Raw genomic sequence first — 12,081 nt, forward strand, 5'->3', positions numbered from 1 at the left:
GGCCGTGGCCGCGACGGTCTTCTACCTCGACGAGGTACCCGCCCCGGGCGCCGTCGCGGTCCTCGACGGTCCGGAGGGTCGCCACGCGGCGACCGTGCGCCGGATCAAGGTCGGCGAGCCGATCACCCTGTCCGACGGACGCGGGGTGCTGGCCGAGTCGGAAGTCGTCGCGGCCCAGAAGGACCGGCTCGAACTCGCGGTGCGCAACCGGGTGCTCGCGCCGCCGGTCACCCCGCCGGTGACCGTGGTGCAGGCACTGCCCAAGTCGGATCGCTCCGAGCTGGCGGTGGAACTGATGACCGAGGCGGGCGCCGACGTCATCGTGCCGTGGCAGGCCGCGCGCTGTGTCGCCAACTGGGAAGCCAAGGCGGCCAAAGGGATCGAGAAGTGGCGTGCTGCCGCGAAATCGGCGGCCCGGCAGTCCCGGCGTGCCTACATACCCGAGGTCGCCGAGCTGCACCGCACCCGCGACCTGGTGGAGCTGGTACGAAAAGCCAAGGGCGACGGCGCGATCGTGGCCGCGTTGCACGAGTCCGGCGCGGGCAGGTTCACCGAACTGCCGCTGGCCGAGGCGAGCGAGGTCGTCCTGATCGTCGGCCCCGAGGGCGGCCTGGACGACACCGAACTCGGCGCGCTGGCCGAGGCCGGTGCCGACATCGTGCTGCTCGGCCCGACCGTGCTGCGCACCTCGACGGCGGCCGCGGTGGCACTGGGTGCTCTCGGCGCCCTCACCCCGCGCTGGTAGTCACCAGTCCTGACCTGCGGTCACCGGACGATCGCGGTTCGGCCGATACCCCCGTTATATCGCTGGGCGGTGTCGGTGGGGCGCGTTAAACTGTGATCATCGAACACACAGTCGAGACCGGAAGCAGGCCATAGCCACTTTTGAAGAACTCAGGCGAGATCGGCGACCCCACCAACCCCGTAACAGGCATCGGCGCAGGCGGTAACAACGCGGGTCCCGCGGCGCGAACCGTGCGTTCCAGCATCGAACTCGCCCCGGAGTCTGTCTTCCCGTTCCTCGGCTCGGCCGATCAGAATCTGCGTCAGCTGGAGAAACTGCTCCCGGCCGACATCCATGTCCGCGGCAACACCGTCACCATCACCGGCAAGGCCGGCGATGTGGCGCTGGCCGAACGCGTCATCGAGCAGCTCGTCGCGCTGACCGGGCGTAATCGGGTGATCACCCCCGAGGCGGTCCGGCACACCGTGTCCATGCTCACCGAAGGCGTGTCCGAATCGCCCGCCGAGGTGCTCAGCCTGGACATCCTGTCCCGGCGCGGCAAGACCATCCGACCCAAGACGCTGAACCAGAAGCGCTATGTCGACGCGATCGACGCCAACACCATCGTGTTCGGCATCGGTCCCGCCGGCACCGGCAAGACCTATCTGGCGATGGCCAAGGCGGTGCAGGCCCTGCAGTCCAAGCAGGTCACCCGCATCATCCTGACCAGGCCCGCGGTCGAGGCGGGGGAGCGGCTCGGCTTCCTGCCGGGCACCCTCAACGACAAGATCGACCCGTATCTGCGGCCGCTCTACGACGCCCTGCACGACATGATGGACCCGGAGGCGATCCCCAAGCTGCTCGCCTCCGGTGTCATCGAGGTCGCGCCGCTGGCGTACATGCGTGGCCGCAGCCTCAACGATTCGTTCATCATCCTCGACGAGGCGCAGAACACCACGGCCGAGCAGATGAAGATGTTCCTGACCCGCCTGGGCTTCGGCTCGAAGATGGTGGTCACCGGTGACATCTCGCAGGTCGACCTGCCCAACGGGCAGCGGTCGGGTCTGCGCGCGGCCTCGGAGATCCTCACCGACATCGACGACATCCACTTCTCGGAGCTGACCAGCGCCGATGTGGTGCGGCACCGGCTGGTGTCCGACATCGTCGACGCCTACGACCGGTACGAGTCCGACACCCGGACGGTCCCCGGCCCGCACTACCCGGGCAACCGGGCGCAGCGCCGTGCCGCGGGCCGGGCGAACCGGGGGTAACTCACGCCACGCTGGCCCGATGCCGCTCCCGGCGGCGTCGGGTCGGCACCGTACCCTGAACAGGTGAGCATCGAGATCGCCAACGAATCGGGCATGGACGTCCCCGAAGAAGACCTGGTCAGCGTGGCACGGTTCGTGATCGGCCGGATGGACGTGCATCCCGCCGCCGAGCTGTCCATGGTGCTCGTGGATCTCGACACCATGGCCGACCTGCACGTGCGCTGGATGGATCTGCCCGGCCCCACCGATGTGATGTCGTTCCCGATGGACGAGCTCGAGCCCGGCGGTCGCCCCGACAGCCCCGAGCCCGGTCCCTCGATGCTCGGTGACATCGTGCTGTGTCCGGAGTTCGCGATGGGTCAGGCGCAGAAGGCCGGCCATTCGCTCGATCACGAGCTGGCCCTGCTCACCGTGCACGGCGTGCTCCACCTGCTCGGCTACGACCACGCCGAGCCGGAGGAGGAGAAGGAGATGTTCGCGCTGCAGGGCCAGCTGCTCGAGGAGTGGTACGTGAGCCTGCGCGAGGAACAGCGTCGCGCCGAGCTCGCCGAACGCGATGCCAGACTGCTCGGCAAGGCCGGTTTCACCGCACCCGGTGACGCGCTGGGCCCCGCGTGACCTCACTGACCCAGATCCTGCTGGCGACCGTGCTGATCGGTCTCGGCGGCGTCTTCGCCGGGGTCGACTCGGCCCTGAACACGGTGTCCAGGGCCCGCCTGGACGACATGGTCCGCGAGGAACGGCCCGGCGCCGCCCGCCTGCGCAAGATCGTCGACGACCGGCCGCGGTACGTGAATCTCATGGTGCTGCTGCGCATCCTGTGCGAGATCACCGCCACCGTGCTGCTGGCCGCCGCCACCCTCGAACTGTGGCGCACCAGCACCGCGCTGCTGGTCACCGCCGCGGTGATGGTGGTGATCTCCTACGTCGTGATCGGGGTCGGGCCGCGTACGCTCGGCCGCCAGCACGCGTATTCGATCGCGCTCGGCGCCGCTGTGCCGCTGCAGATCATCGGCGCGGTGCTGAGCCCGGTGAGCAGACTGCTGATCCTGCTCGGCAACGCGATCACCCCCGGTAAGGGATTCCGCAACGGGCCCTTCGCCTCCGAGATCGAGCTGCGCGAAGTGGTCGACATGGCCCGCGAGCGCGGCGTCGTCGCCGACGACGAACGCCGGATGATCCAGTCGGTGTTCGAACTCGGCGACACCGCGGCCCGCGCCGTGATGGTGCCGCGCACCGAGATGGTGTGGATCGAAGCCGACAAGACCGCCGCGCAGGCGATGTCGCTGGCCGTGCGGTCCGGGCATTCCCGGATTCCGGTGGTCGGCGAGAACGTCGACGACGTGCTGGGCGTGGTGTACCTGAAAGACCTTGTCCCGTACGCCGATCGCAGCCGCAAGGTGACCGTGCGCGAGGTCATGCGGCCCGCGGTGTTCGTCCCCGACTCCAAGCCGCTCGACGATCTGCTCGACGAGATGCAGCGCCGCCGCAACCACATGGCCCTGCTGATCGACGAATACGGCGGCATCGCCGGCCTGGTCACCATCGAGGACGTGCTCGAGGAGATCGTCGGCGAGATCGCCGACGAGTACGACACCGACGAGACCCCGCCCGTGGAGGACCTCGGCGACGGCCGCTACCGGGTGTCGGCCCGGCTGTCGGTGGAGGACCTCGGCGAGCTGTACGGGCTCGAGATCGAGGACGAGGACGTCGACACGGTGGGCGGCCTGCTGGCGCACGAGCTGGGCCGCGTCCCGCTGCCCGGTTCGAAGGTGACCGTCCACGGGCTGGTGCTGCGGGGCGAGGGCGGCGCCGACGCGCGCGGCCGGATGCGGGTCAACACGGTGCTGGTGCGCCGGGACACCCCGGAGAAGGACAAGAAGGCCGACAACGGCCGCCAGAGCAGGACCAACGGCACCGACGAGACCGCCGCGCCCACGGCGGCCACGGTGCCCGACGACAACGGAGAAACCCATGAGTGAACTCGACGCCGAGGACAACAAACTGCTCGTACTGGCCCGCGGCGCGCTGGGCCGCACCGGCGGCGCGAGCGGCGCCGCGATCCGCGACACCGACGGCCGCACCTACGCGGCGGGCGAGGTGGCGCTCGCCGCGCTGCGGCTGACCGCCCTGCAGGCTGCCGTGGCCGCCGCGATCTCCAGCGGCGCCGAGGGTTTCGAGGCGGCGGTGGTCGTCGGCGGCGCGTCCGACGACGCGGGGATCGCCGCGGTGCGTGAGGTGTCGCCGTCGGCGGCGGTGATCCGCACCGATCGCTCCGGCGCCGTGCTGAGCGAGGTGCACGGTGGCTGAGAAGGAATTCCGCTCCGGCTTCGTCTGTTTCGTCGGCCGCCCGAACACCGGCAAGTCGACGCTGACCAACGCGCTGGTCGGCACGAAGATCGCGATCACCTCCTCGCGCCCGCAGACCACCCGGCACACCATCCGCGGCATCGTGCACCGTGACCATGCCCAGCTGATCCTGGTCGACACCCCCGGTTTGCACCGTCCGCGCACGCTGCTCGGCCAGCGGCTCAACGACCTCGTCCGCGACACCTACTCCGAGGTCGACGTGATCGCGGTGTGCATCCCGGCCGACGAGAAGATCGGCCCCGGCGACCGCTGGATCGTCGAGCAGATCAAGATGATGGCGCCCAAGACCACCGTGCTCGGCGTGGTCACCAAGATCGACAAGGTGAGCCGCGACCAGGTCGCGCACCAGCTGATGGCGGTCTCGCAGCTGCTCGGCCCCGAGGCCGAGGTCGTGCCGGTCTCGGCGGTCAAGGGCGAGCAGGTCGAGGTGCTGGTCGACGTGATCGCCGCGAAGATGCCCGAGGGCCCCGCGTTCTACCCGGACGGCGAGATCACCGACGAGCCGGAGGAAACCCTCATGGCCGAGCTGATCCGCGAGGCCGCGCTGGAGGGCGTGCGCGACGAGCTGCCGCACTCGCTGGCCGTGGTCATCGAGGAGATCCAGCCGTACGAGGCCAACGAGGACATGCTCGAGGTGCATGCCCTGCTGTATGTCGAGCGGCCGAGCCAGAAGGCGATCATCATCGGCAAGAACGGGTCCCGGCTCAAGGAAGTGGGCACCAACGCCCGCAAGCAGATCGAGCACATCCTCGGCACCCGGATCTACCTGAACCTGCACGTGAAGGTGGCCAAGGACTGGCAGCGCGACCCCAAACAGCTGGGGAAGCTGGGCTTTTGATCGTTTGACGGTCGGCCGGACGGGGTATCGTTCGGCGAATACGCCGGCAGTCGCGGCGTGCTCGCTGTTCGCCCCGGGGAGGCCGCCGAAGTGCCCGATGCCAATGATGTCGGCAAACTGCTGGAATTGCTGCGGGCGCTGGAGATCCCCGACACCAAGCCGCGGGTGCTGCGCACGCTGCTGCGTGGCCGCCGCATCTTGCCCCGGCCGATCGTGGAACTGGTCGGGGTGCAGGGGCATTCGGCGCTGGTCGCCGATCTCTACAGCTGGCTGGGCGAATCCGGCGGCCGGCGCGCCACCCCGCGCGCCAAGATCGACCTGCACGCCCCCGACCTGCCACGGACCACGCTCACACCCGATCTCAGCGCCGTCAGTTCGCACGACGATCAGGAGATCGCCGGGCACTGCCTGCCGATCATCCAGCAGCTGGTCGCGGGTTTCGCGGCCGACGACACCGCGATGGGCGCGATCAAGTTCCCGCGCTACCGCACCGCCGACTGGCTGACCAGGCAGCGCGTCACCAGCGACGAATCCGAGGCGCCGGACGAGCTGCGCCGCAGGCTGCCCAAGCTGCTGCGCAGCGGGTCGCCGACGAGCCGGTCCGACACCGCCGAAGGCGTTGCCGGCGATACCCTTTCGCGGGTGGTCTTCGGCGTGCTCGCGCTGTGGCCCGTGCTGCGACTGTGGCTGTGGGTGTCCGGGCGCATTCCGGGCATGTCGAAGGTGACCAGGTGGTTCCTGCACCAGCGGTATCTGGCGCCCGAATTGTCGGGAAGCTTCCTGGGTTTCGCCTCGCGGCTGACCGCCTCGCACCGGGTGGACGAGAACGAGGAGCAGGTCGCCAAGCTGCTCATCCACGCCTTCCTCGAGGACCTGCGCGACGCCTACCGGCGCCGGATCTGGCGGCCGTCGAGCTGGCGGCGCACCGCCTATCCGGTGGCGCTGCTCGGTGGGCTGGCCGAGGGCAGCGACGGCGCGCGGATTCTCACCTGGATCAACGAGATCAGGAACGAGACCGGTCACTTCGACCCGCTGGTGCTCGTCGCCTTCCGGGACGAAGGTCCCAACCGCGAGGTCGGCGAGCTCGGGCACATCGGTGAGCTGCGGTCGCTGCGCACGCTGGAGAGCCTGGCCGACCAGCCGTCACCGCAGCCGCCGGACCCGCTGCAGACCTGGGTGCGTGAGATCGACAATCGCCGCACCCACCGGCAGGCCGACGCCTGGTTCCTGCCGCTGCGCGCGCTGCTCCCGGCCGACGTTCCGCCGAAGATCAGCGATGCCCGCTTCCGCGGCTTGGCCCTACCGCCCGCTCCGCCGATGGCGGCGCGTAGCTGGTTCGTCGGACTGTGCGTGCTTATCCCGATCGTGCTGGCCGTGGCCGCCGCGCTGGTGTACTTCCCGCCGCTGCGCGGTGCGCCGTGCTCGCAGTGGCCGTGGACCGGCGGCGTCTCGGTGAGCCTGCGCGACGGTGAGTGCGTCGGCTACAGCGACAACACCCGGCAGATCTTCGCCGACGATCCCGAGCTCACGGCGATGCAGCGCGAGGTGTTCCGGCTCAACGGTGTCGCGCGGGAAGCCAAGGAGCACAACCCGAACCGCCCGCTGGTCTCGCTGGTGTACTTCGCCGGCCTCAGCTACGCCGATGCCAATGTGCGCTACCCGCACGCCCAGGTGGAGGAGCTGGCCGGGCTCGCGGTGCAGCAGCGGCGCGCGCTGCTGGCGTCGGACGAGTCCGAACCCTTGCTGCGCGTGGTGATCGCCAACGGCGGCTCGGACATGCGCCAGGCCGGCTGGGTGGTCGAGCACAAGCTGCGCGGCCTGGTGGCCGACGATCCCAGTGTGCTCGGTGTGGTCGGCATCGACCGCAGTACCGACGAGACCCGCGGCGCCATCACCCGGCTGGGCGAACTGGGCGTCCCCGCGGTGGCGACGACGCTGTCGGCCGACGGCCTGGACCAGGCCTCCCCGCTGTATTTCCAGGCCGCGCCGAGCAATACCGTGCAGGCCCGGCTCATCGCCGACTACGTGCAGGGTGCGCGGGAACCGAACGGGACGCCCCGCTACGACAAGGTGACGATCTACCACCCCGAGGCGGCCGACGATCTGTACGTGACTACCCTGGTCGCCGACCTGGAGGCCGAACTCCGCAAACGCGGTGTCGCCCAGAACAGTCTGAGCTGGCGCGAACAGCAGCAGCTGTATCGCTTCGCGGCGCCCTGCGAGACGGAGAACTTCGACCGGCGCACCCTGCTGTTCTTCGCGGGCCGCAACGACGATTTCCCGACCTTCGCCAAGTCGGTCAGCCGGGGCTGCCTCAGCGGGGCGGGTCCGGCGATCCTCGGCAACGACGCGGTGACCCGTCTGATCACCGACCAGCGGGCCACCGCCGCCCTGCCCGCCAATCTCACGGTGCGCTACGTGGCCAAGGCCGCGCCGGTGATGCTCGGTGGCGCCGATTGTGTCGGCGGCATCGGCAAACTCGGCAGTCAGCCGGTGCCGTTCGAGCACGAACAGCTCTGTGTCGAACTGGCCGGGCTCATCCAGGAACTGCGCGGCTATCCGGGACTGGACGACTACCGGCCGACCTGGGCAGGCGACCGCACCGGCCTGGCCTTCGATGTGAGCGGGCTGTTCCTGCAGGCCGTGCGCAGCAGTCGCGGGGTGCTCGCGGACCTGCCGCCGAACCGGACGGCGATCGCGGTGCAGTTGCGCGAGAGCGACTATCGCGGTGTCACCGGCACACTGGGGTTCTCGACGCGCCGCGTCGCCGACGGGTCGTCGATCGCGGTCCTGGTCACCACGGCGGTCGGTGCGGCAGGCCCGCAACGCTGCCTGATGATGTTCCCGCGCCAGACCGGTCAGGACGGGTGCCCGGCCGGGACGAAGAGTGATCTCGAAGGCTGGGCCGAACCGGGGAGGTAGTGCGGCCCGTCCGAACCTCGTCGCGGTGCGCGATCGCGGGGCGACCGACGGCATGGCCTACCGCCGTTCTGATTCACCACCACGGCGTCGGCCGGGTCCGCTCCCAGTGCAGTTCCTCCTCCAGCTGCGCCGCCAGCGAGATGAGCATCGGCTCGGTGTTCGCGGTGCCCATCAGCTGCGCCCCGATCGGCAGCCCGGCCTCGGTGAAGCCGGCGGGCACGTTCACACTCGGCCAGCCGAGGACATTCCACGGCCAGGTGTAGGGGCAGGCGCCGGTGATCAGGTTGTTCGTGGCGCCGACGCCGATCCCGTCGATCTCCTCGGCGCGCGGGGGAGGAGTCGCCGTGGTCGGGGCCAGCACCAGGTCGTAGTCGTCGAAGAAGGTACCGATCCGCTTGTGCAGCAGCGGCTCCGCGCGCCGGGCCGCGGCCAGCACCGGGCCGCCGAGCACCCGGCCGAGCCGGGAGTTGGCCGTGGTGCGCGGGTCGACGATCGCCTCGGGCATCTCCCGGTGCACCCGGTGGATCCCGGCCATCGAGCGCGGCAGGAAGGACGCGCCGATCATCAGCCCGTAGTGCAGATCGGCCACGGTGACGGTGTGGCCGAGCCCGCGCAGGGTCCTCGCCAGTTCGTGCACGGCCGCCGCGATCTGCGGGTCCAGCGCGGTCTTGGTCGCGGTGAACGGGATGCGCAGCGACAGCGCGATGCGCAGCCTGCCCGGATCGCGGCCCACCGCGGCGCTCGCGTCGATCGGCGCCGGGGTGTGCAGGTCGCCGCGGTGTGGTCCGGCGGCGACGTCGAGCAGCAGGGCCGCGTCGCGGACGGTACGCGCGAGCGGCCCGTTGACCGTGAGCCCGTAGAACGCCTCCGCGTGCGGCCAGGTGGAGATGCGTCCGCGCTGCGGTTTGATGCCGACCAGGTTGTTCCACGAGGCCGGGATGCGCACCGAGCCCGCGCCGTCGGAACCCAGTGCGGCGGGCACCAACCCGGCCGCGACCGCCGCCGCCGAACCGCCCGAGGAACCACCGGGCGTGCGGGTACGGTCCCACGGATTGCGGGAGTGGCCGAAGGCGTCACCGCTGGTGAACGGCAGCTGGCCCAGCTCACAGGTATTGGCCTTGCCCACGATCACCGCGCCCGCGGCGCGCAACCTGCGTACAGCCTCGGCGTCCTCGGTCTTGGGCGCGAATTCGCCGCCGCAGCCGAACGCGGTGACCTCGCCGGTGACATCGGTGTCGTCCTTGACCGCGATCGGCACGCCGAGCAGCGGGAGCCGGGCACCCGCGGCCAGGCGCGCGTCGGCCTCGGCGGCTTCGCGCAGCGCGGCCTCGCGCCGGACGACGCGGAAGGCGTTGAGCGTCGGCTGGGACGCCTCGATCCGGTCGAGCGCGTCGGTGACGGCCGCGACCGAGGACAGCTGACCGTCGGCGATCGCCGTGGACAGTTCGGTGAGGCCGAGATCGGCCGAGGGCTTCGGCGCGACGCGGTCGGGCGCGGTCATGTGAACTCCGTCTCTGCAGGTCGTGGGCTCGACCGTAACCGCGAATCTGGTCACCCGTCCACATACCCTGGGTGGATTTCTCAGCTATAGACATACATACCGTATGTATGTAACAGTGGTGCTGCCCAGCATTCGACCAGGGGAGGACCCCATGGGAATCAGCTCGACACTCGGCCCGGCACGTGAGATCGCCCTGTCGTCCGGCCGTATCCGCTATCACGACACCGGCACCGGATCGCCGGTGGTGTTCGTCCACGGACTGCTCGTCAACGCCGACATCTGGCGTGGGGTGGTGCCCGGTCTCGTCGCCGCCGGACACCGCTGTCTCACGCCCGACTGGCCGCTCGGTTCGCACTCGATCCCGATGCCCGACGCCGACCTCACGCCCACCGGCATCGCCGATCTGATCGCCGAGTTCCTCGACGTGCTCGACCTCACCGACGTCACCGTCGTCGCCAACGACACCGGCGGTGCGCTCACCCAGCTCCTGATGACCCGGCGACCGGAACGGATCGGCCGTGTCGTGCTGGCCGCCGTCGACTGCTACGAGGTCTTCCCGCCGTTCCCCTTCGGCGCGCTGCTGAAGGTGGCGAAGATCCCCGGCACGATCGCGCCGCTGCTCGCGCCGATGCGGTGGAAGGCCGTGCAGCGGCTGCCGCTCGGCTTCGGCTGGGTCACCAAACACCCGCTGCCCCGCGAGATCGCGGAGTCGTATCTGCGGCCCGCGCGCCGTGACCCGGCGATCCGCGCCGACCTGCGCCGTTTCGCCGCCGGGGTGGACAACCGGCTCACGCTGGCGGCCGCCGAGCACTTCGGCGAGGTCGATCTGCCGGTGCTCGTCGTCTGGGCGACCGAGGACAAGCTGTTCCCGATGGCGCTGGCGCAGCGGCTCGTCGCCGAGCTGCCGCGCGCGAGCCTGCGCACGGTCGACGATTCCTACACCTTCGTCTCCGAGGACCGGCCGGAGTTGCTCGTCGAGATGATCGTGGAGTTCACTCGGCTGCATGCAGCGCCGTAGTCAGGAGGATCGCTCCCGCACCACCCGGGCCGCGCTCGAGCAGGCAGGCCGCAGCCTGTTCGCCGAGCGCGGCTTCGCCGCGACGTCCGCCGAACAGCTGGTGGCCGCCGCCGGGGTCACCCGCGGGGCACTGCACCACCACTACGGCGACAAACGCGGCCTGTTCCTGGCCGTGCTCGAACAGATCGAGACCGAGGCCACCGCGGAGATCGCGGCCGCGGTGGCCGCGGTCGACCCCGCCGACGTCGTCGCCGGGATGACCGCGGGCCTGGCCCGCTTCCTCGACCTCTGCGCGGGTCCGGAGATGCTGCGCGTCGTCCTGATGGACGCGCCCACGGTGCTCGGCTGGCCCGCCTTCCGCGAGTTCGAATCCCGCCACGGCCTCGGCCTGATCACCGGCGAACTCCAGCGCGCCGTGGACGCGGGCCTGATTCCCACCGCCCCGGTCGCGGTCCTGGCTCAGCTGCTGCTCAGCGCCATCACCGAGGCCTCCCTCATCGTCGCCCACGCCGACGACCCCGACCGCGCCCGCCTCGAAACCCAGCAGTCGCTGCTGCTGATCCTCGCCGGGCTGCTGCGGCAGGGCTGAGCGGGGGTGTGTCCGTGCCGACGGTGTCGGGTCGACGTGGAAGACTGGGCCCGTGCGGTTGTATCGGGATGAGGCGGTGGTGGTCCGCCAGCACAAGCTGGGCGAGGCCGATCGCATCGTCACGTTGCTGACCAGGCAGCACGGCCTGGTCCGGGCCGTGGCCAAGGGGGTGCGGCGCACCAAGTCGAAGTTCGGGGCGCGGCTCGAGCCGTTCGCCTACATCGACGTGCAGCTGCATCCGGGCCGCACGCTCGACGTCGTCACCCAGGTGACCACGGTCGAGGCGTTCGCCGCCGACATCATCGACGACTACGGCCGCTACACCACCGCCTGCGCCATCCTGGAGACCGCCGAACGGCTGGCGGGCGAGGAGCGCGCGCCCGCGCCGAAACTGCACGCGCTCACCGCGAGCGCGCTGCGCGCCATCGCCGCCAAACAGCGCCCGCACGAACTGATCCTCGACGCGTACCTGTTGCGCGCCATGGGTTTCGCGGGCTGGGCGCCCGCGCTCGACGAATGCGCCCGCTGCGCGACCCCGGGCCCGCATCGCGCGTTCCACGTGGCGGCGGGTGGCGCGGTCTGCGTGCACTGCCGTCCGCCGGGGGCGAGCACGCCCGCGCCGGGTGTGCTCGATCTGCTCGTCGCCCTGCTGAAGGGGGAGTGGGACTACATCGCCGGGGTCCCCGACAACACCCGCCGCCAGGCCAGCGGCCTGGTCGCCGCCCACCTGCAGTGGCATCTGGAACGGCAGTTGCGCACGTTGCCGCTGATCGAGCGCACCCGCGCCGAGACGGCGCCCGCGGGCCGGGTTGGCTGAGCCGCCACCGGAGCGGCCGAACCCGGAGCCC

The 12,081-nt window shown here is 70.6% G+C and carries 11 protein-coding genes; 10 read left to right on the forward strand and 1 reads right to left on the reverse strand.

Annotated features, from left to right (window positions below; all coding sequences use genetic code 11):
* The first annotated feature begins 4 nt into the window (after window positions 1-4).
* The 7 genes from EL493_RS11975 (at window position 5) to EL493_RS12005 (ending at window position 8,125) form a co-directional block, all read left to right on the forward strand.
* Window positions 5-745, forward strand: a complete 741-nt coding sequence (locus tag EL493_RS11975) for a 16S rRNA (uracil(1498)-N(3))-methyltransferase (RefSeq protein ID WP_019045860.1) — start codon at window positions 5-7, stop codon at window positions 743-745.
* A gap of 188 nt (window positions 746-933) precedes the next feature.
* Window positions 934-1,995 carry a PhoH family protein gene (locus EL493_RS11980; RefSeq protein ID WP_030202621.1) on the forward strand — a complete coding sequence of 354 codons (1,062 nt, stop codon included), beginning with the start codon at window positions 934-936 and terminating at the stop codon, window positions 1,993-1,995.
* Between the two features lie 63 nt (window positions 1,996-2,058).
* Entirely contained in the window at window positions 2,059-2,613 is a 555-nt protein-coding gene (gene ybeY, locus EL493_RS11985) for an rRNA maturation RNase YbeY (protein WP_019045862.1), read from the forward strand.
* The gene (locus tag EL493_RS11990; protein ID WP_019045863.1) at window positions 2,610-3,977 is read left to right on the forward strand and encodes a hemolysin family protein; all 1,368 of its coding nucleotides are present in this window, start codon (window positions 2,610-2,612) and stop codon (window positions 3,975-3,977) included. Before ybeY ends, EL493_RS11990 begins: the two co-directional genes overlap by 4 nt.
* Window positions 3,970-4,305 (forward strand): hypothetical protein, encoded by a 336-nt coding sequence (locus EL493_RS11995; protein ID WP_019045864.1) that lies wholly within the window; start codon window positions 3,970-3,972, stop codon window positions 4,303-4,305. The genes EL493_RS11990 and EL493_RS11995 overlap by 8 nt, the downstream gene beginning before the upstream one ends.
* Window positions 4,298-5,203 (forward strand): GTPase Era, encoded by a 906-nt coding sequence (gene era / locus EL493_RS12000; protein WP_019045865.1) that lies wholly within the window; start codon window positions 4,298-4,300, stop codon window positions 5,201-5,203. Before EL493_RS11995 ends, era begins: the two co-directional genes overlap by 8 nt.
* Before the next feature lie 90 nt (window positions 5,204-5,293).
* Window positions 5,294-8,125 carry an ABC transporter substrate-binding protein gene (locus tag EL493_RS12005; RefSeq protein WP_036836235.1) on the forward strand — a complete coding sequence of 944 codons (2,832 nt, stop codon included), beginning with the start codon at window positions 5,294-5,296 and terminating at the stop codon, window positions 8,123-8,125.
* A gap of 73 nt (window positions 8,126-8,198) precedes the next feature.
* Here EL493_RS12005 and EL493_RS12010 read toward each other — a convergent pair whose 3' ends face one another.
* Window positions 8,199-9,626 carry an amidase gene (locus tag EL493_RS12010; RefSeq protein ID WP_019045867.1) on the reverse strand — a complete coding sequence of 476 codons (1,428 nt, stop codon included), beginning with the start codon at window positions 9,624-9,626 and terminating at the stop codon, window positions 8,199-8,201.
* Between the two features lie 151 nt (window positions 9,627-9,777).
* Between EL493_RS12010 and EL493_RS12015 the strand changes: the two genes are divergently transcribed.
* Genes EL493_RS12015 through recO form a run of 3 tightly spaced genes read left to right on the forward strand, consistent with a single transcriptional unit; the run spans window position 9,778 to window position 12,050 of the window.
* Window positions 9,778-10,644: an alpha/beta fold hydrolase gene (locus EL493_RS12015; protein WP_019045868.1), complete on the forward strand. Its 867-nt coding sequence runs from the start codon at window positions 9,778-9,780 to the stop codon at window positions 10,642-10,644.
* A complete protein-coding gene (locus EL493_RS12020) occupies window positions 10,631-11,233 on the forward strand; it encodes a TetR/AcrR family transcriptional regulator (RefSeq protein WP_019045869.1) in 603 nt (200 codons plus the stop codon). Before EL493_RS12015 ends, EL493_RS12020 begins: the two co-directional genes overlap by 14 nt.
* Window positions 11,234-11,285: 52 nt before the next feature.
* Entirely contained in the window at window positions 11,286-12,050 is a 765-nt protein-coding gene (gene recO / locus EL493_RS12025; RefSeq protein ID WP_019045870.1) for a DNA repair protein RecO, read from the forward strand.
* Window positions 12,051-12,081: the final 31 nt, after the last annotated feature.

The organism is Nocardia asteroides, from assembly GCF_900637185.1.
GTDB classification, from domain to species: Bacteria; Actinomycetota; Actinomycetes; order Mycobacteriales; family Mycobacteriaceae; genus Nocardia; species Nocardia asteroides.